Source organism: Amycolatopsis sp. H20-H5 (assembly GCF_035828755.1).
Classification (GTDB): domain Bacteria; phylum Actinomycetota; class Actinomycetes; order Mycobacteriales; family Pseudonocardiaceae; genus Amycolatopsis.
Genome location: NZ_JAYMZS010000014.1, coordinates 40,213 through 59,430, shown reverse-complemented (window position 1 = coordinate 59,430; position 19,218 = coordinate 40,213). Strand labels below are relative to the sequence as shown.

Sequence of the window (19,218 nt, the reverse complement as noted above, 5' to 3'; positions counted from 1 at the left end):
CGAAGCTGACCGCGTCGACACAGTTACACGCCTGGTCATCGAGCACCACCTGCCTCGACGCGCGGACGCCCGTGGGTGTCTCGGGTGGGGATGCCGCGTTCGCGGAGTTTGTTCAGCACGGTGACGTGGTCGACATCCAGGTGCTGGCCGACTCGCGCCAGTGACCAACCGAGGTTGTACAGGTGGATGGCGTCGTCGACTTGGTCGGGTGCGAGGCCGCGGCGGCGCATAGGCACGCCGTGCCGGTGGAGGATGCTGCTGACCGTCCGCCGTTCGATGCCGAATCGCTCACCGAGCTCGTACACAGTCGCGCCGGACCTGTAGCCGGCGATCAGCTGCTCTACTTGATCGCTGCCGAGTCGCAGGGCCCGCCGCGGCCGGTCCCGCTTGCCCGACGTCGGTTGGGGTGCACCAAGGCTGGGGAGCTTCTCGCGAAGCTTTTCCAGTGCCCTGACCTGGTCTTTCGGGTTGTAATAAGCTCCCCCAAGGTCCACAACACGACAGACCCGTTGGTTTGGGAATCTTCCCAGGCCAGCGGGTCTTTTTCGTTGCGCCGAAAAACCGTCCACAGTGGATCTCGCTTCAGTTACCGTTCAGTAGGTGGAGCAAAACTGGAGCAGGGCGTGACCCCATTCGATAGGGGGTCACCAAAAGTGCTCCAGGCGGTTCACCCTGCTGGGTTGTTCCACCAAGGTTTCCTGCTGCCTGGCGGCAAGCCCATCCAGGTCAAATGCAGGGCGACCCAACCGGCGGCTGATCGCAGCCAGCGACAGACCTTCCGCGCGAAGTTGCTGCACCGCGATGAACCGTTCTCGGGTGCGCACCACCAGCCGACGTTCCCGGCCGCAGGCATCGAGCACGCCGTCCGGCACGGGCAACGGCATGTCCGATGCCAGCGCTGCGGCCTCGACTTCGGGATTGTCGGGTTCGAGTTCCCGTAAGCATGCGCGGTGCCCGACGACGGTGGCTTTGTCACCGAGTTGACGGTCAACATCCGGACCGCGACCAGTGCACTTTGCATCACGCCCTAATCCGCGAGCTCGACGGCGAGACCCCCCGGGGGTGATGCGTCAGGGGCGGCCACGACGAGCGGGCCGCCGAGGTGGTGAGGGTGTCGCGGCGCTGAGGCTGGCCCCGGCATCAGCCCTGCATGGCGGCGACCCGGTCACGCGAGACGTGGCGTTGATGACATCATTGACTCGCGAACTGGCCCTCGATACCGCGCGGCGGGCGCGGTTACTCGACCTGGGGCTTGTCGGTCGAGGACGCATTGGCCGACATTGACATCAACATCAGCCTTGCCGTGCCAGCCGGTCTTATCGACCTGCCCTGGGCCTACTAGTGTCGCGTGATGCTGTTTAGTTTACGTGTGGTTTACTTGTCGGGTGGCCTTGATCGCGATAGGTGGGCAAGGCCGAGTGGACGGCGAGGCACACAGCCTGCGTGCCGTCGTACGCCTGTCAGCGGCCAGCTGAAATCCCCCGGAGGGGCCCGCGAAGAAGGCCATCGTGGTTCCCCACCGGCGGCCAGTTGCACGCTCGGTAAGCATCTCCACGAGCTACCGGCCGTCGCCGAGACGCGGTTCAAGCGCCGGACGGGGACATCGCCCGAACGTGTACGCCCCGACCTGAGCGATCGAGCACTGCCGAAGCGAAGCACGCGGAGGCCATGCCCGTCGTTTCGGCTTCGGCTCTGCCTCGGCACGCTGGCAGGGTTCAGCGTTCCATGGCGGTGGGGCAGGCGCGGGTCAGCTCCCGGATCGTCATGCCAGCACGCCCTAAGGCTTTCTTCCACTCGATCTTCAGGCCACGACCTTGAACGCGCCCTGCCTCGGCCGCAGGCCTGCGCGTCGACGGGTCCAGCGCGTTCACCCCAATCGCCAGGCGTGACGCCTCGTCCGGCTCGACCACCGCGACCTCGACACCCCGCACACGCAGTTCCTCGACGGCCTGTACCAACGGTTTCTCGCTCGGCAACAGTGAGACCTGCCCCATCGGCACGACCACCACTACTCGTGACGCTCCGGCAGCGTAGTCGGCATTCGCATGGGAACGCACGCCGCCATCGAGGTACCGGTGCTCTCCAATAGTCACTGGGGGCCACACGCCGGGCACGGCACAACTCGCCGCGACAGCGTCGACCAGGCTCACACCTGACGTACGATCGAACACACGTGGCTCACCGCTCTCGGCGTCCACCGCGACGATCTTCAACGCGCGTGCCGGCCACTCGTGGGACGGCAGGCGCGACTCGATCACCGCACGTCTCTCAGGTTCCGGCACGGTGTCGGCCTCCAATGCAAGCCGGCCCACAGCGCGCCGAATCTCCAATTCAGACGTGGCAGTCTGCATAATGGCCGCAATCCCCGAACCTAGGTTCGCCAAGTCCACCTCGGGCATGATCTCGGCGGCCTGCATCTCCGGTTCGACCTGCCGGGCATACAGTTCCTCCAAGCCCAACCCACTCCCCAACTGCGCCGCGACGGCCGAGCCTGCCGAGGTCCCAACGATCAGCTCAGCCCCACTCACGTCCTGACCCGCATCAGCCAGCCCCGTTAGCAGCCCGATCGTCCATGCCACTCCGGCGACGCCTCCACCTCCGAGCACCAACGCTTCAGTCATCTCTTGTCCTGTCTTGTCCTGTGGCTAGTTGAAGAAGTCATTTGCACTTCGGGTACCTGTGATCACAAATGAGTGGAACGTCACTCTGCGGTGGCGACCGCTGCTCGGGAGGGCGTCCAGCTCCGCGAGGACCTCGGCGTCCAGTTCCACCACTCCAGAGTCGACGTTCGATGAAGGTGCCCGGCCTCTGCGATACCGGGGATAAGGTGGGTGTTTGGCGCGTACCGCAGGATTCAGGCCAGGCCGATCTTTACTGGGTACAGCAGACTTCGCCGGCGACGTGCCGCTCGCCGCCGCGCAGCCGATGGCGGCGGTGATGGTTCGAAACTCTCGTCCGGTGACATGTTCGGCACGGCGCCGCGATCGGGCTCAGCCCGAACCGACACATGACGCGCCCGACTGAGCCACCGAGTTTCGGGCGACATTTGCGTGTTCGAACAGGCGGGATTGCGCTTCGCATTGCGCGAACTCGCCTTCATGACCGGTGCCAGGCTTTCCGGTCTTACCGGAAAGCCAAAGCCGTTTCGGTCGGTCGTGGATGAGCTTCGGCGATTGCGGCGAGAGTTGCGGTGTCGAGGATGATCGTTCCCGCATCGAGGTTCGCCTCGAGGTGGCTCGGGTCGGCGGTGCCCGGGATAAGCAACACGTTGGCGGCGTGGTGCAGCAGCCACGCCAGGCCGACCTGAGCCGGAGTACGGTTGAGCGACTTAGCTGCGGCGCGGATGGCGGGATCGTCGGTGACCTTGGATGTGCCGGGCACGGCACCACCGAGAGGAAAGAAGGGAATCCAGGCGATGCCCTCATCGGCACACATGTCGAGCAGGTCCTCGTCTTCCCGGTTGAGCAGGCTGTATTCATTCTGCACGCACGCGATGCCGACAGGGATCGCACGACGCAGCGCGTCAGAAGTGACGCTGCTCAAGCCGATGGCACCAATCTTACCTTCGTCGCGCATGGCGGTCATCACCGCGAGCTGGTCGTCAAGGTCCACCACCTGGTCGCCTTCGGCGCGTAGCCGTGACGTGCGATCGAGGCGCCTGAGGTTTACCACCGGCAACTGCTCGAGCCCCAGGGCCCGAAGATTGTCTTCTACACTGGCACGCAGCTGCTCGGGTCGCTGCGCCGGTCGCATCGGAAAAGGGCCTTCAGGATTGGGATCGCAACCGATCTTCGTGACCACAAGGACGTCTTCTTGGCCACCCAGTCCCTCGCGGATCAGCTCGTTGACCAGACCGTCGCCGTAGAACTGGGCCGTGTCCACGTGATCGACACCCAGTTCCATGGCCCGCCGAAGGAGGGCGATTGCGGCTTTGCGGTCGTCGTGCAAGCGCCGAAGCTGCATTGCCCCGTAACCGATTCGAGAAACGGTGTGTCCGGCGAGCGGGCCGGTACCGCCCGGCTTCGGGCCTTCGCCGGCTGCCGGGCCGGTAGCTGAGGTGCTGTCGTGGGTCATCGTGTGTATGTCCTTCATAGAGTTGACGGTACTTGCGCGAAAGCTCGCGCTCAGTCCTTGATGGAGGAGACGTGCGCGCGTTCGGGGGACGGCCCTCCGTCGTGCGATCCCAGCCACGAGAACGCGGCGTCGTAGAGCGCGTCGACTGGTTCGGGCTGGTCGTCTCAGTAAAGGTCCTCCGTGATCTGCTTGCCGACCTGGTGCAGGTGGTAAGCCAGGTACGTGAACGGCCGGCGGAAGCGAGCCAGTAGCTCGGGATCGATCGTGGGCGATGACCCGTGGATAACCGGCACCAGGGTGTCGCGTTCATAGATGCAGTCGAGAGCGGCAATCAGTCAGTTGCCGCCGAGGCGCTCGTCCACTCCACCGAAATCCTGAATCACCGAGACTTCGGCAGGCACCTCGGCCACGGCCCGATCGACCCTGTGATGTACCACGGGTGGCGCGAGCCGGTGACTGGGTCGGATGCTCTCGGCATACTGGCTCGAGAGAGCTGCACGAACTCGGCGCCGGGACCGTCGAACCAGGTGATGTGCACGCGTGACTGCGGATGGAAGCACGACGCCTCCTGCTCGAACCATCCGCGATCGCGTCCCTGGCGTTCCTTGAGGATCACCTGCGTGATCGCGGTGACATCGTCCATGGCGTCGGCTCCCCGATTGTGGTCGTGCATCATGGTTGATTTCAGACCCGCATGAGTCCGCCGTCGGCGACGATGGTCTGCCCGGTCACGAAGTCCGAGTCGTCGCTGGACAGGAAGCAGATCGAGCCGACGATGTCGGTTGCCGTCCCGACCCGTTTGATCGCCTGCATGTTGGCCACCATCTCGAGTACCTCGTCGCCGATGAAGCTCTGCCCACCCGGAGTGCGCGAGGCGGTCGGGCAGACTGCGTTGACGGTGATGCCGAACGGTGCGAGGTCGGTTGCCAGTGCGCGGGTGAACCCGATGACCCCGCCCTTGGCGGCCATGTATGGAACCATGTTCGCTACAGCGAGACCGAGGGAGTTCGACGCGAGGTTTACGATCCGACCCCACGAGTTGTCGCGCATCGAGGACATCACGGCTTTCGCCATGAGGAACTGGGAGTCCAGGTTGATGGCCTGAATGCGCTTCCACTCCGCGAAATCGAGTTCCCAGATGTCGCGAAACGGGAAGATGCCGGCGTTGTTGACGAGGATGTCGATACGGCCGGCGAAACCCAGCATGTCGGCGGTGATGGCTTCGACTTGTTCTGGGTCGGAGACATCGGCCTGCAGTGCGAGCGCCTTCTGCCCGATGTCTTCGACGGCCGAGACCACTGCGGCCGCGGGATTGAGGTCGACGGCGATGATGTCGGCACCGCGGCGGGCCAGTTCACAGGCGATGGCCGTGCCGAAACCCCCGGCCGCGCCGGTGATGACGGCGATGCGGCCGCTGTGCGACGACGTTGTGGACATAGAGGCTCCTTTGCCAGCTGAGAGCGACGATCCGAGGGTGTGCCGGTCAGTGGCCGGTGGGTGCATAGTCCTGCACGATCTGCTTGTACTCGAGGAAGTCCTCCATACTGGCGACACCACCGAGCCGGCCGAGACCGCTGGCCTTGAAGCCGCCTTCCTCGAATTCGATGGTCAGGTTGGCCCAGCTGTTGACCGAGATCAGTCCGACCTCCAGCTGCCGGGCGACGCGCACCGGCCGGTCGACATCGCGGCTGTAGATGCAGGCCGATAGCCCGTACCGGCTGTCGTTGGCCAGCGTGATCGCCTCCTCTTCGGTGTCGAAGACCTGCACGGTCTGCACGGGGCCGAAGGTCTCCTCCTGGACGATCGGCAGGGCGGAGTCGGACACCAGCAGCAGCGTCGGCTGGAAGAAGGCGCCGTCGGCCAGCGCGGGGTCGGTGCTCGGTCCGCCACGGACGAGCGCCTTCGCACCCGCCGCGATGGCCGCCTCGACAGCGGCGTCGACCCGGGCGACGGACGCCTTGTCGATCATCGGCCCGATCTCGCTCGCCGGGTCCGAGGCCGGTCCGGGCTTGACCGCTTCCAGCCTCTGGGCCAGCCGCTCGATGAGCTCATCGGCGATGTCCCGCTGCACCAAGACCCGGCTGCCGGTCATGCAGAACTGCCCGGCGAACACGGTCGAGGACGCGACGACGGTGGGGATCACCAGGTCGAGGTCGGCGTCGGCGAACACCAGGTGCGGCGTTTTGCCGCCCAGTTCCAATCCGACCCGCTTGAAGTTAGCCGCCGCAGCCGCGGCGATGAGCTGGCCGGTGGCGGTGCTGCCGGTGAAGCTGATGACCGGCACCTGCGGCGACTCGACCAGCAGCCGGGCGACCTCGGCACCGGATTCGACGACGATGTTGACCACGCCGGCCGGCAGGTCCGGCACGCTACCCAGGATGTCAGCCATCAGGTCGGCGGACTGAGCCGCCTGGCCGGGCAGCTTCAGCACCGCGGTGCACCCGGCCGCGAGCGCCGGCGCCAGCGCCCGGATGGAAAGGTACGCGGGCGAGTTCCACGGGACGATGAGGCCGGCGACCCCGACTGGCTGCCGGATCGACAGCGCTTGCCGGCCGGGCTGGGTGTCACTGACCCGGCCGAAGGTGTGCAGGGCGAGGCCGACGGCGAACCGCAGCGCACGGACGATGAACTGAGCCTCGAAACCCGCTTCAGCCTGTAGTTTGCCGTTCTCCCGGCACAACGTGGTGACCACGTCGTCCAGCCGCTCGGCATAGGCGTCGGCAAGATGGCTCAACGCGGTGGCTCGCTGCATCGCGTCGAGCCGCCAGCTGCTTTCGGCGAACGTTAGGACGGCGGCATCGATCGCCGCCTGCCCGGTTGCCGCGTCAGCCTCGGCGTAGGTGCCGATCACCTCTCCGGTTGCCGGGTTGGTGCTCGTGGACGTGGTGGCGGTATCGACCCGCCGCCCGGCGATCCAGTGCCGCACTGCGATGTGTTCGGTCATCTTCTCGTCTCCTCTGCCGGGTGTTGCCGGCGACAGCGTCGATGCGACGGGGGTCAGTGGGGAGAGGCTCGGCGTAGCCGTCGACTTACACCTGGCGTTCACTTCTGTGCATCAGTTTCACGAATGTTGAACCCTGGCACCTGCTCGTGTCAATGCCGCCGACGGGGTGCCAGGAGGATTCACAGACGGCGAGAGTGGCGAACCGACCGGCTCCACCCTGCCCCCTCCACCTCGTGGGCCGCAGCGGGAAGGTCGACAAGTTGCCTGGTCAAGGAACTGTCGGCGCGCCGACGGTGCGAGTTCGCCGCTCCGCGGATTCCTCACGTTGGCCGTTGACGCCGGTGGTCCGCTGGCCTATGGTCAGGCAATCAGCTGTAAGTAACGACCGTCACAGAAGGTCGGCCTGGTGGTGGCGTGCCCTGCGCGACCGGCGTGAGCAGCCGCTCCCATTTCTCAGCTTCTTTCAATGGCGACAGGAGAGTGCAGCAGTGCGTCACAGAATCGATGAACGGCGTGCGAAGCGTCGGACACGCTGGAGGGTGAGCATCACCTGTGCGGCCGCGTTGGGTGTGCTGGCCAGTTCGGCTTGCGGGGCGTCCGGCTCGGCGGAGTCCGGATCGGGTGGGCAGGCGAACGTCGCCGCCGCGAAGACGGCCATTGCTGCCTACCAGGGGCACCCGAGTGCCTTCCCGGTGTCCGAACCGCTGAGCAAGCCGTTGCCGGCCGGCACCAAGTTCGTCTACCTGCAGTGCTCGACGACCGCGTGCGGACTGATAGGCAGCCTGATCCGGCCGGCGATCGCGGCCGTCGGCGGGACCTTGACCTCGGTGAACGCCAGCTCGACAGCGCAGGCGTCACAGGCCGCCGTGTCGAGCGCGCTGGCCCTCAAACCCGACGCCGTGATCATCACCGGGATTGACCCGTCACTGTTCGGTGACGGACTCAAAGCGCTGTCCGCCGCCGGGATCAAGGTGCTGTCGCTGTCGATCAGCAAGGACGTCAAGCCCTTCGGTATCACGTTCAACTACATCGGCTTCCCGCTCACTCTGCAGAACGGGAGACTCCTGGCGGACTGGGTGATCGCCAACAAGGGCGCGAACGCCGACGTCGTCTTCTACGGCGTTCCCGCCCTCGACTTCTCCGGTCCGATGCAGAAGGCCTTCGAGGACGAGATGAAGAAGAACTGTCCCTCGTGCAAGGTGCGCACCGACCCGATCGGCTTGGCCACGATCGGGACGACCTCGGCGAGGACGGTCGTGACCGACCTGCAGGCCCATCCCTCGACGAACGTCGCGGTGTTCGCCAGTTCCGAGGTGGCCGCGGGCTTATCGTCGGCGATGAAGGCGGCCGGATTGTCGGTCACCACCCTGGGCTACGCCCCAACGCCCGGCAACCTGCAGGACATCAAGGACGGTGGCCTGACCGCCGGGTTGGCCATCGACTTCCCGGTGTCGGTCTGGACCGGTGTCGACGCAGCCGCACGCCTGATCGAGGGCGGCCAGCCGGTTCCGGGGCAGCAGGCCGGGCAGGTGCCGACGCAGTTCCTGGAGCAGAAGGACATCACCTTCGACCCGGCCAGAGGCTGGTCGGGATATCCGGACTACCAGCAGCGTTTCGCCCAGCTCTGGCATCCGGCGAGGTGAACGCGGTGATCGCTGGATGCGCACCACTGCTGCGGGTGCACGAGCTGTCGAAGACCTTTCCGGGGTTGAAGGCTCTTGATGAAGTGTCCCTGGACGTGCACGCCGGTGAGGTGGTCGCGGTGCTGGGACACAACGGCTCGGGCAAGTCGACGCTGGTGAAGGTCCTGGCCGGTGTCCACCAGGCCGATGCGGGCGGAAGTGTCCAGGTGCGCAACGCCCAAGGGCGGCTCACGGCTTGGTCGGCGGCACGCGAGGAGCTGCACTTCATCCATCAGGATCTCGGCCTGGCCGACATCCTTTCGACCGTGGAAAACCTGGGCCTGGGCAAGCCGGCGCGTGGCCGGGGGTTCGCTCCCGTGCATTCGGCCGCCGAAAGACGGCACGCGCAGCAGCTGATCGCCCGCTTCGGTGTCCGGTTCGATGTGACGGCGCCGGTGGGTGGGCTCTCACCAGCCCAGCGGGCGATCGTGGGAATCGCCAGGGCAATGGACGGTTGGACCAGGCCGGACAACGTGCTGGTGCTCGACGAGCCGACGACGGCGCTGCACGGCGACGAGGTACGAATCCTCTTCGACGCCGTCCGACGGGTGGCGGCCTCCGGTGCCGGGGTGGTCTTCATCTCCCACCGGCTCGACGAGGTGCTCAGCCTGGCTGACCGGGCGGTCGTGCTGCGCGATGGCCGGGTGGTCGCCGACGAGGCGACCAGTCGGTTCGACCACGACGCGATGGTGAAGCTGATCGCCGGGCGCGAGGTCGCCGACGTCGACCTCGCCGGCGGTAGCGGCGGGCAGCCGGTGCTGACCGTCTCGGGAATCAGCGGGGAGGAGATCCACGACTTTTCCCTCACCCTCCGCGCCGGGGAGATCGTCGGTGTCGGTGGCCTGCAGGGTTCGGGGCGTGAGCAACTGGGCGCGATGCTGTTCGGGGCCCGGCACCGCCACGGCGGCCGGGTCGAGGTCGCCGGCCGGAAGCTGGTTCCCGGTGACACCTCCGCGGCGATCAGAAGCGGCGTGGCCTACGTGCCCGCCGACCGCAGGCGTGGCGGCGCGATCATGGATCTGACCGTCCGGGAGAACCTGACGCTGCCGTCGCTGCGGCCGCTGCGACGGCGCCTGGGCTGGATCGACCGCCAGGCCGAGCTGGCCGAGACCCGGACGTGGATGCGGGTGGTGGACCTGCGTCCGCCGGCTCCGGAGCAGCCGCTGAAGCTGCTCTCAGGGGGCAACCAGCAGAAGGTCGTGATGGCCAAGTGGCTCCGGCTGGAGCCGAGGGTGCTGCTGCTTGACGAACCCACCCAGGGCGTAGACGTGGGTGCGAAGGCGGCCATCCATGAACTCGTCGCCGCCGCGAAGAACAACGGCACCGCGGTTCTCGTCTGCTCATCCGACACCAAGGAACTCGTGTCGCTGTGCGACCGGGTGCTGGTGTTCAAGGACGGCCGGGTGATCAGCGAGGTCGCACGGGCACAACTGACCGAAGCCCGCCTTGTCCGCGACGAGCTGGGACTCGACGCAAACCTCAAGACGGACAACACGGAGTGAAGCAGATGAAGGAAGCTCAAGTCACCGACGTCCAGGCAGTGTCGTCGGAGACTGCCTCGCAAACGCCAACGAAGACGCAGAATCCGCAGGTTGCGACGGAATCCGACCCGTGGCAGGTGCGATTGCGGCGTGTCGTGGCGTTTCGCAACGCTGCCGCGTTGTACCTGTTCGCCATCATGTTCGTCATCTTTTCGCTGTGGGTGCCGGACACCTTTCTGACGGCGAGTACATGGCGGTCGTTGTTGTCGAACGAGGCGGTCACGTGCCTGGTAGCGGTCGGTCTCGTGGTGCCGATCGCCGCCGGGGTGGTGGATCTCGCGATCGGTACCGAGGTCGGGCTGGGCGCGGTTGTCGTGGCCCGGCTGCTGGTCGGTTCGGTGCCGATCGTGTGGGCCGTCGTCTTGTCCTTGCTGGCGGGTGCGGCCGTGGGAATGTTCTCCTGGTTGATGATCACACATGCGCGGATCCCGTCGTTCATCGCGACACTGGGCGTGAGCTCACTGCTGACCGCTGCGATCGCGTGGATCTCAGGCAGCCAGCAGATCGTGAACCTGCCGGGCGGTTTCGAGGTGCTGGGAACGGGGCTGCTGTTCGGCCTGACTTGGCCCTTCTACATCATGGTGGTGGTGGCCTTGGTGTTGTGGTACGTGCTGGAGCGCACGCCGGCGGGCCGGCGGATCTACGCCACCGGCGGCAGTATCGAGGCAGCCCAGCTGAGCGGTATCCGCACCTCGCGCGTCATGCTCGGCGCGCTGGTCACCGGCGGCGTGGTGGCCGCGTTGGCCGGCTTGCTGCTGACCTCGCAGCTGTCCGCCGGCGATCCGACCGTCGGACCCGGGTACCTGCTGCCGGTCATCGCCGCGGTGTTCCTGGGATCGACGCAGTTCCGCGGTGGCCGGTTCAACGTCTGGGGTACGGTGGTGGCGGCCTACGTGCTGGCCGTGGGAGTGAAAGGGCTGCAGCTGGCACAGCTGCCGATCTGGATCCCCGATCTCTTCAACGGCGCTGCGCTGCTGCTTGCGGTCGGCCTGGCCGCTTGGCGGCGGAAACCCGGCACGCGCACGGCCTGGGTCCGGCGGCTGCCGTGGATCGGGCGGTTGGCTGCGGCCGGTGACAAGGACATGGGATGAGTGGACGATCCGGACCGCTCACGCTCTGCGTACCGGTTGCCGGCCGGGCGCATGCCGAAACACCTAACACCCCGGCCGCCGGCGCTGCCCGCTGGAGCCATCGTCGTGTGCTTTCCGGGCCAGCCGGCCGTAGGCTTTGCCGGTGAGCGAAAAAGCCACCAAGACCAAACGGCAGGAACAGGGCGACCGCTCGCGGGAGGAGATCCTCGACGCGGCCAGTCGGCTGATGGCCGTCCGCGGCTACGACGGCACCAGCATTTCGGCGCTCTCCAAGCAGGTGGGGTTGCCGGCCAGTTCGATCTACTGGCACTTCGGCTCCAAGGAGGGCGTGCTCAAGGCGGTCATGGAGCGAGGTGCCGCGCATTTCGCGGCGTCGACATCTCCGGCCGACCTGCCCCAAGCGGGCTCGCCGGCGCAGAAGGTGGCCTGGGTTCTGCAACGGGCCGCCAGAGTCATCGCGGAGTCCCCCGATTTCCTGCGCCTGCAGACCATCCTGCTACTCAGCGCCCCGAATGGAGAAGTCAACGACGCGGTGCTCCGGCTGCGACTGCGGCAGCGGGACGGACTGCGCGATGCCTTGGCCCTTTGCTTCGCCGAACCGAGCGGACCACCGGCCACAGCCATAGCCGACCGGCTGGTCGACTTCGCCGGGGCAGCGTTCGAAGGCGCGTTCCTCACCGCTCAGGGGGGCTCGCTGGCGCACTCGGACACATTGGCGAAGCTCGTCAACGTCCTGATCTTCATGGCAGCCGAGGATGGGGAGCCGGAGTGACGTCCTGACGGCACGACGCCGTCGACTCGCCTGCCCTACACCACGCTTGGCTTTCTATACGGAACGTGAGCGTCGAGCCGACGGATGCCGAGCAACTGGGGCCGGTGGGTAAATGACGACCAGTACGGCACGCTGAACTTCATCACCGACGAAGCACGAGCCCGGGGCGCAGCCGCGATCCGCACCGGGCGCGCGGGCCCGCGCTGGTGCTGCATCAAATCGGGGTGACGCGGCTGGGGCTGGCCCTCATCGACAACGCAGACGTGTCGACCTTGGCCGAGGTGTGCGCGGAAACAAAGCGCAGTCAGTTCCTCTTCGTGCTGGGCGCGCTACCCGTACACGGCGCCACCGGTGTCCAGGTCAGCCCCCTCGCGATTACCTGACGCCACTCACCGTCCCTGGTGGCCGATTTCTTCCGACATGGCCTGGGTCGAACGCAACAATTCTTTGGTCACCGAGGCGAGCAGTTCGTCGGTGACCTGCTGGGAAGGCATGGCGATCGAGACGACGAGCGGGAGCGAATCAGCCGCGGAGAACACCGGCGCGCCACTGAGACGACCCCGGGCACCACCCCGCCCGAGGTGACCGCCACGCGAGTGCGCCGCACCTCAGCGACGATGCGGTCGTTCTCCGCGAGGTCGGGCATTCGGGCGTCGGCTGCGTCGTCGGGCTGGCTTTTCAGCGGCGGCGCGGTCAGCGTCTGCGGTAGATACGCGAGATACACCCGGCCCACCGACGACGCCAGCAGCGGCATGGTCGCCGACCCGGACGGTGATGGGCGGGGCATACGAGCCGTAGTCCCAGCGGACGATGACCGGCCCGTGATCAGCCCAAGCCGCGAGGTTGACCGCGTGGCCGGTCCGATCGCGCAGCGTCGGCAGGTGCTCGGAGACGAGCGCGACCTCATCCATCCGTCGCAGCGCCGCGATGCCCAGCCTGCGCATCGCCGGCCCGACATCATAACGGCCCGAACCCGGCGACTGGGCGACGAAGCCGACCCGGGCCAAGCTCACCAAGTAGCGGTGCACTTGCTCGGCTGCATTCCACTGCCGACGCCGATCTGCTTGAGGCTCATGGGCCCGAGGCCCTTCTCGATCGCCTGCAGCACGGTCGCGGCGAGTTCGACGGACTGAATGCCCTGCCGCGTCGGCGACGCGCTCGTGTCGTCGGTTGTTTCGGGAGTCCCAGGGCCGGTCTCAGGGACACTGTACGTGCGGTTGGTCGCCAGCGGAGGCCCTGTGCCTGTCCAGGCCACTCGAGGTCTCCGAGCCGTCGATCTGCACCTGCCGACGGCCGGGACGTCGCGTGCTCAGCGGGCGGACCCGGTTGCCTGCGGGTGTTGACGCCCGTTCGCTTCGTCGAGTTCGTACCACCCATGACGGGCAAGCGCAGCGGCAAGTTCGTCGAGCAGAGCGGGCAGCTCCGCCACCGAACGCGCGGTTCCGAAGACGTAGCCGTCGGGGCGCTGCAGGAATGCCTGCACGCCCCTCGCCTGGAACCACTGGTCGTACTCGCCGTCGATGTCGAGGTAGTAACCGGGCCCGGGGCCGCGCGAGACGTGGACGACGTCGGTGTCCAACCTGGTCAGCAGGTCACGCTGGGCGTGGTCGAACAGCTCGGTCGCAACCGCGTGCCGGGACACGATCCGCCAACCAGACACGAATTCATCGAGCCGGGCGACTCGCTGGTCCAGCGCTACTCGCGCCTGCGGTGACGGCCGGCCGGCCGGGCCGTCCGGATCGTCGTCAAAGCCTTCGGCAACGATCCCCGGGCCCAATCGGGGGAACGTCGGCGGCGTCGGCACGGTGCCGGAGCGCAGCGTCTCATCGCGCTGACGGGCCAGCTCGGGGTCACGCATGAGAACCAGGTCGCCGAAGGCCATCGAGATCTCGGTCAGCCGCTGCACGTGTGGTGCCCGCTCCGCCTCGTAGGTGTCCAGCAGGGTGTCGGCGGCCTCGCCGCGCATTACCGCGGCGAGCTTCCACGACAGGTTCGCCGCGTCGCGGACACCCGAGCACATGCCCTGCCCCATAAACGGTGGCATGGTGTGCGCGGCGTCGCCGGCGAGCAGCACCCGGCCCTGCCGCCATGACGAGGTGAGCGTGCTCTCGAAGGTGTAGACCGCTCGCCGCTCGATCTTGCCCATCTCGGGAGTGATATCCCAACGTGCCAGCAGCTCCCAGCACCGTTGTTCGTCCACCAGTTCCGCACGGCTCTCACCGTTGTTCGCGGCGAACTCGAACCGCGAATGTCGCGGCCCGGACCACCGGCCGGCCAGCAGCGGCCGCTCGATGTCGAGCACCTGGTAGACCTCGGGCAGCTGAGGCAGGTGCACGTCCGGGTCACGGTGCTCGAGGTCGATGACGAGTTGGTCGAGAGCCGGGAAACCCAGGTCCATGCGGTCAATGCCGAGTGTGGTGCGTACCCAGCTGCGTGCTCCGTCCGCCCCGATCACGTAGCCGGCTCTGATCGTGCGAGGATCGGCGCCCGGCCGAGGTTCGGATTCCGGACCATGGCTGGGAACGACGGTCAAAGTGACGGCATCGGAATCCTGCTCCAAATGGGTCGCCACAGTACCCATGTGGACTGTCACCCCGAGTTCGCGCACCCTGGCGTCGAAGATGGCTTCAATTTCCGGTTGGTAGGACAGGTAGCTTTCCTTCCAACCGCTGCCGCCCTTGCCCAACATGAGGGTGGCCAGTACTTGCATGTCGGCTGACAACAGGCTCCACTCCAGCATGGGTCGGGCCACCAGCTCCACCGCCTCGGCGACACCCAGGTGCTGCAATGTCCGCATGGTTTCGCCGTCGAGGTGCCCTGCCCTGGACAAGGAGTACCGCTGAGGCCAGCGCTCGGCCACGACCACGTTCAGCCCCTGCTGCGCGAGCAGGCCTGCCGTGATCATGCCGACGGGTCCATAGCCCACGATCGCGACGTCGCAGTCGGTGTGGAGGGGCAGCGCCGGGTGCCCGTGCTGGCTGGGATGAGCCACGTCATCTCCTCGCAAAGAGTGTTCACCTACGAATGAGGTGGTCGGCCACTCGAAGGCTCGCGCCACCCCGCGTCGTTCGCACGCCGACCTGGTCGAAAGTCTCCGTAACGAACGATACAGATACGGAAGGCTACGGACTGCCCCGCGGTGTGTCAAGACTGCGTCACCTCGTTGAACTGTCGACGAAACCCGCTAATATTCACTTATATGCATCGAATTCACTGAATCCTGCGGTTCGGCCCGTAGCTACGGCGGAAGGAGCAGCGATAGGTGTCCACTGCATCATCAGCCTCGTTCGCGAGGTGTCGAACCTCCCTGCGACCGCGGGCCTTCTACACCGAGTTCGGACTGCAGGAGACGTCGTCAGGCACGTTCGCCACCCAGATCGGCGGCGAGCAGCTGGTCCTACGCACCGGCGACGAACCGCGCGTCGCCGAGTTGAATATCGAGACGGACGCCGAAGCCGACCTCGACGCAATCGCGCGCCGGATCGAAGATCTCGTATTCCCACCGCGCGCACCGGCCTAGGAGTGGAAGCGATCGAGCCAATCACTGAGGTGCTGGTTCGGGTTTCGATCGCCGAGCGGCTGCCGAAGACCCGCCACCGAGCGCGCCGACGTCGGTGGACCGGACCTAACTGGTTCAGCGAGAGCCCATCCGGCCGCAGCGGCTCGGCCACGTGGCCATCGGGTGGAGTGCACAACCCCCAGCCGTGCGGCTTCGTCGGTACCGGCGCCTGGTTGGCCGGCAAGCACGTTGGCCTTCGGATGTCAGCAGCACACCCGCAGCGACCTGCGCCACCACGACGTCCGGCTGCTGCTCGCCAAGTCGACCGATCTTCACCGCGTGACCCTTGTCACTCCAATTCGGGATGGGCAAGCCGGTCGACGCGATCGTGAGCTTTCAATCCGCACGTCAGACGTAGTCCACGCCCATCACGGGACTTAACCGGTCACGCTTGACATCGCCCGGCCGCATGTCATCATTGGTGAAACAAGTGCATGATAGTGAATATGGACAAAGTGACCAATGGAGTTCGTGGCGACCTATCGACCATCTCCGCACTCCGCCGATATCGTGCAACACGGACATCTTGGCCACAACGGGTGAAGGGAATCCATCCATAAGGCTATTGCATTGCGGTCCGACTAACTCACTATCGTCGTTCGAAGGGAAGAACGTGCGAGCTCGTATTGGTCATGTCCTCTCGCTTCCCATCACCCGGTCAAGAACCTTCACCGTCGTCAGCGTCGCAGCCACCACGATGCTGGTCATGGTCTTGGCCGCCACATCAATGCCCGCAGACGCCGTGATCGGCGCCCACGAAACGCAGGCATCGGAAGAGGCAGTCCGCGCAGAATCACAATGCGCAGCGTTGGCCGCCAATGGCGGGGACAATTTCGAGTCTCTCCAGGGCGCTACAACATTCATCACGTCGGCGACGCTCACGACCAGCGGCACCGGAAGTCAGGCGGTGACCCAGTGCACCGTCGACGGATACGTCACACCGTCGGACAATTTCATTGTCCAGCTCCCTGTTTCCGACTGGAATCAAATGTTGGAAGCGAACGGCAGTCATGGCTTGGGAGGCGCCTACTATCTCAACGAGTGCGCGCCATTCTTGGGGAAAGGCTACGCAACTGTCGCGAACAGCCTGGGACATGTCGATCCCGGCCTGAACGGAGGATTCGCTTACAACAATCCACAAGCTGACATCGATTTTGCTTACCGCGCGACCCACGTAACCACGGTGGCAGCCAAGGCAATCGTCCATGCTTTCTACGGAATGGAGCCGCGCGAGTCGTACTTCAGCGGCTGCTCGGAAGGCGGCCGCCAAGGGCTCGTCGAGGCCGCGCGGTATCCCGCTGACTTCAACGGCATCATTTCCGGGCCGGCATTCCCGGACTGGTCTTCGGTAATCGGGTATGACGGCATCTACACGGATGTCATCAACCGGGACGCCAACGGTCACACGATCCTCACGACCGACAAACTTCCCATCCTTCACGAGGCTGCGCTTCAGACGTGCGGCGCCGTTGACGGCACCATCACCGATCCCGAAAACTGTCATTTCGACCCGACGGTTGCGCAGTGCCCACCGGCGAGCCCCAACGGCGCCGACTGTCTCAGCGCTGCCCAGGTGAGAGTCGCACGGCTGTTCTATGGGCCGGTTCGCAACTCGCGCGGCCAAGCGATCACCTCTTACGCGAGCAATGAGCCTGGCTCCGAACTGAAATGGACCTCTCGGATAAATGATGCCGGCGGCCCCTCGCTCGAGGGCGGAATCGGCCTTCAGTTCGACCGTTACATGGCTTTTTCTCGCGATCCCGGTCCGGCGTTTCAGGAGACGAGCTTCAACTTCGACACCGATCCCGCTCGGCTCACGGCCTTGGCGTCACAATACGATGCCAATCCGAACCTCCAGGCGTTCCGCAACGCTGGTGGCAAGCTGATCATGTGGAGCGGCTGGGCTGACGAGGCCATGCCGCCGGACGCCACCGTGCAGTTCTACAAGGCCATCGAAGCCAATGCCGGCGGAGCGGCGGCGGCGCAGAGTTTTGCAAGCCTTTTCATGGTCCCCGGGGAATACCACTGCGTCGGAGGCAGTGGGCCACAACTGGCTAGTGACAGTTTCGCCGATCTACTCAACACCTGGGTCACCACCGGCCAGGCTCCCCAGACGGCTGTAGCCATTCAGACCAAGGCTGACGGCCAGGTCACAGCCACCCGAAAGATCCATCCGTATCCACTTCCCCCTGAGCCACAGGAAAACCAAGGATAGCCATAGTTCCGTCCAGGCATCTGAAAAAGCTTTTAGTCGAATTTTACCTTTGTCGAATTTCAGTCCTACGCGTCGTTCAATTGTCTCCGCCGTCGGCGGCGGAGACAATTGAACGACCGCACCACCTTGCACGCCGCCGCGGTCGCGCTGTACACCGCGATTCCGCAGGAGTCGCCGGCCGGCGCAGACAGAATATAACCCGGGGTCGAAGCGCTCTTCGGCAAACGTCATCTTCGCGCAGTCCGCAGTTACCGCCGACCAGGCGGCGGGCCCACGGTCGGGTCAGCACCTCACCGCCAAGACGGGATAGTGTCGGACAATTGGTTCCCGTAACGACTACCGCGCACCCGGTCGGGACACCGTTTTTCAGCCCAAACTCTGGTCGATGCATGGCCGTCCTAGCGACGATCCGCATGACCCCATCTATGGCCGAAAATCGCCTCCACCCCAGCGAAGCCGGATGGGCCGCAGAGCCCAAACCAGATCACGGAACCAGTGTTCAGCTGGAACCGATATTCCCGCCGACTTCATGAGACTGCGACGGTTCGCGGCACCACCTGCTGCATCGGCATCCGGTCGAGTCTGGTGGGAGGTAGCGTGTCTACGTGCCGCACGGCCTGTCCGATGTGTTCGACCTCGTCGTGCGCCTGAACCCGATTCGGGCACCACGCCAGGTCTACGAGACCAAGACCGACCGCCGGCGCCAGCAATGGCCCGCCTTTCCCCGGCCGGCACCGGCTGGCAAGGATGCACAGCTGCCGGCTTCCCGTAGACCGACCTTCACACTCGATGCCGAGGGAACCTCACGCCGCGGCCGACGCGAGCGTGCTGTGGATGCTGCCCCCTGGCTCGCCGGGCAGCCCGCAGGCGTGGGCAGCGCCAAGCCGGCTTGTGGTCGTTGCATCTGCCAGCGAGTCACGGCGCTCGGGCCCCGTCACCAGCGCAGGTTGCGGCAGCCGCCCGCGCACAACTTCACTGTTCCGAGGCATCGATTGGACGAAAACCGTCACGATGGCGCGGGGCCAACCACGCGCACCGGGACGAGGGGATGATCTGTGGCCGCACAACGTTCGAGTTTCGGTGGCGGCCGGCTTCCGCCGAAACTCGCGCTGGGCCTGGCCATCGTGTGGACCGTTCTCACGGTGGGGACCTTCTTGTGGTTAGCCACCACCAACTGGGTCGGCTGGTTATCCCGGTCAAGGAGGACCAGAAGCCACCAGGCTCAAGCGCGGCAGCGCCGGCGGCAGACCGCCGGCTTTCGACGCCGAGGGCTACAAAGAACGCAACACCACGGAGTGGTGTTTCACCAAGCTCAACGGTTTCCGGGCGGTCGCGACTCG

The 19,218-nt window shown here is 65.8% G+C and carries 17 protein-coding genes; 8 read left to right on the top strand and 9 right to left on the bottom strand.

Annotation, left to right across the window (positions count from 1 at the left end):
- Positions 1–35 precede the first annotated feature (35 nt).
- From QMK34_RS10875 to QMK34_RS10850, 6 genes are all read right to left on the bottom strand, one after another.
- Positions 36–494 carry a hypothetical protein gene (locus QMK34_RS10875; RefSeq protein WP_326413612.1) on the bottom strand — a complete coding sequence of 153 codons (459 nt, stop codon included), beginning with the start codon at positions 492–494 and terminating at the stop codon, positions 36–38.
- Between the two features lie 150 nt (positions 495–644).
- Positions 645–884, bottom strand: a complete 240-nt coding sequence (locus tag QMK34_RS10870; RefSeq protein WP_326413611.1) for a hypothetical protein — start codon at positions 882–884, stop codon at positions 645–647.
- Between the two features lie 831 nt (positions 885–1,715).
- Positions 1,716–2,621, bottom strand: a complete 906-nt coding sequence (locus QMK34_RS10865; RefSeq protein WP_326413610.1) for a patatin-like phospholipase family protein — start codon at positions 2,619–2,621, stop codon at positions 1,716–1,718.
- A gap of 502 nt (positions 2,622–3,123) precedes the next feature.
- Entirely contained in the window at positions 3,124–4,074 is a 951-nt protein-coding gene (locus QMK34_RS10860) for an aldo/keto reductase (RefSeq protein WP_326413702.1), read from the bottom strand.
- 684 nt (positions 4,075–4,758) lie between these two features.
- Positions 4,759–5,577 carry an SDR family NAD(P)-dependent oxidoreductase gene (locus QMK34_RS10855; protein WP_326413608.1) on the bottom strand — a complete coding sequence of 273 codons (819 nt, stop codon included), beginning with the start codon at positions 5,575–5,577 and terminating at the stop codon, positions 4,759–4,761.
- Positions 5,558–7,018: an aldehyde dehydrogenase family protein gene (locus QMK34_RS10850; RefSeq protein WP_326413607.1), complete on the bottom strand. Its 1,461-nt coding sequence runs from the start codon at positions 7,016–7,018 to the stop codon at positions 5,558–5,560. The genes QMK34_RS10855 and QMK34_RS10850 overlap by 20 nt, the downstream gene beginning before the upstream one ends.
- Positions 7,019–7,557: 539 nt before the next feature.
- On the opposite strand from QMK34_RS10850, the gene QMK34_RS10845 reads away from it, so the two are divergent.
- The 5 genes from QMK34_RS10845 (at position 7,558) to QMK34_RS10825 (ending at position 12,487) form a co-directional block, all read left to right on the top strand.
- Positions 7,558–8,661, top strand: coding sequence for a sugar ABC transporter substrate-binding protein (locus tag QMK34_RS10845; protein ID WP_326413606.1), 1,104 nt, complete (start codon positions 7,558–7,560; stop codon positions 8,659–8,661).
- A gap of 5 nt (positions 8,662–8,666) precedes the next feature.
- The gene (locus tag QMK34_RS10840) at positions 8,667–10,202 is read left to right on the top strand and encodes a sugar ABC transporter ATP-binding protein (RefSeq protein ID WP_326413605.1); all 1,536 of its coding nucleotides are present in this window, start codon (positions 8,667–8,669) and stop codon (positions 10,200–10,202) included.
- Between the two features lie 5 nt (positions 10,203–10,207).
- Entirely contained in the window at positions 10,208–11,332 is a 1,125-nt protein-coding gene (locus tag QMK34_RS10835; RefSeq protein ID WP_326413701.1) for an ABC transporter permease, read from the top strand.
- 142 nt (positions 11,333–11,474) lie between these two features.
- Positions 11,475–12,104, top strand: a complete 630-nt coding sequence (locus tag QMK34_RS10830; protein ID WP_326413604.1) for a TetR/AcrR family transcriptional regulator — start codon at positions 11,475–11,477, stop codon at positions 12,102–12,104.
- A 224-nt stretch (positions 12,105–12,328) separates the two neighbouring features.
- Complete coding sequence (locus tag QMK34_RS10825) at positions 12,329–12,487, top strand: hypothetical protein (RefSeq protein ID WP_326413603.1); 159 nt, start codon at positions 12,329–12,331, stop codon at positions 12,485–12,487.
- Between the two features lie 6 nt (positions 12,488–12,493).
- Here QMK34_RS10825 and QMK34_RS10820 read toward each other — a convergent pair whose 3' ends face one another.
- From QMK34_RS10820 to QMK34_RS10810, 3 genes are all read right to left on the bottom strand, one after another.
- Entirely contained in the window at positions 12,494–12,643 is a 150-nt protein-coding gene (locus QMK34_RS10820; RefSeq protein ID WP_326413602.1) for a hypothetical protein, read from the bottom strand.
- A 69-nt stretch (positions 12,644–12,712) separates the two neighbouring features.
- The gene (locus tag QMK34_RS10815; RefSeq protein WP_326413601.1) at positions 12,713–13,117 is read right to left on the bottom strand and encodes a hypothetical protein; all 405 of its coding nucleotides are present in this window, start codon (positions 13,115–13,117) and stop codon (positions 12,713–12,715) included.
- 296 nt (positions 13,118–13,413) lie between these two features.
- Complete coding sequence (locus tag QMK34_RS10810) at positions 13,414–15,096, bottom strand: bifunctional 3-(3-hydroxy-phenyl)propionate/3-hydroxycinnamic acid hydroxylase (RefSeq protein WP_326413600.1); 1,683 nt, start codon at positions 15,094–15,096, stop codon at positions 13,414–13,416.
- 270 nt (positions 15,097–15,366) lie between these two features.
- Between QMK34_RS10810 and QMK34_RS10805 the strand changes: the two genes are divergently transcribed.
- The 3 genes from QMK34_RS10805 (at position 15,367) to QMK34_RS10795 (ending at position 18,930) form a co-directional block, all read left to right on the top strand.
- The gene (locus QMK34_RS10805) at positions 15,367–15,624 is read left to right on the top strand and encodes a hypothetical protein (RefSeq protein ID WP_326413599.1); all 258 of its coding nucleotides are present in this window, start codon (positions 15,367–15,369) and stop codon (positions 15,622–15,624) included.
- Positions 15,625–16,276: 652 nt separating this feature from the next.
- On the top strand, positions 16,277–17,878 hold the full coding sequence (locus tag QMK34_RS10800; protein ID WP_326413598.1) for a tannase/feruloyl esterase family alpha/beta hydrolase: 1,602 nt from the start codon (positions 16,277–16,279) through the stop codon (positions 17,876–17,878).
- Between the two features lie 605 nt (positions 17,879–18,483).
- On the top strand, positions 18,484–18,930 hold the full coding sequence (locus QMK34_RS10795) for a hypothetical protein (RefSeq protein ID WP_326413597.1): 447 nt from the start codon (positions 18,484–18,486) through the stop codon (positions 18,928–18,930).
- The last annotated feature ends 288 nt before the right edge of the window (positions 18,931–19,218 follow it).

Bases quoted from the DNA above. Each gene is read 5' to 3' on its own strand.
- QMK34_RS10835 (WP_326413701.1), top strand. From the start codon at position 10,208: ATGAAGGAAGCTCAAGTCACCGACGTCCAGGCAGTGTCGTCGGAGACT.
- QMK34_RS10850 (WP_326413607.1), bottom strand. From the start codon at position 7,018: ATGACCGAACACATCGCAGTGCGGCACTGGATCGCCGGGCGGCGGGTC.
- QMK34_RS10855 (WP_326413608.1), bottom strand. From the start codon at position 5,577: ATGCACCCACCGGCCACTGACCGGCACACCCTCGGATCGTCGCTCTCA.
- QMK34_RS10870 (WP_326413611.1), bottom strand. From the start codon at position 884: ATGCCGTTGCCCGTGCCGGACGGCGTGCTCGATGCCTGCGGCCGGGAA.
- QMK34_RS10860 (WP_326413702.1), bottom strand. From the start codon at position 4,074: ATGACCCACGACAGCACCTCAGCTACCGGCCCGGCAGCCGGCGAAGGC.
- QMK34_RS10865 (WP_326413610.1), bottom strand. From the start codon at position 2,621: ATGACTGAAGCGTTGGTGCTCGGAGGTGGAGGCGTCGCCGGAGTGGCA.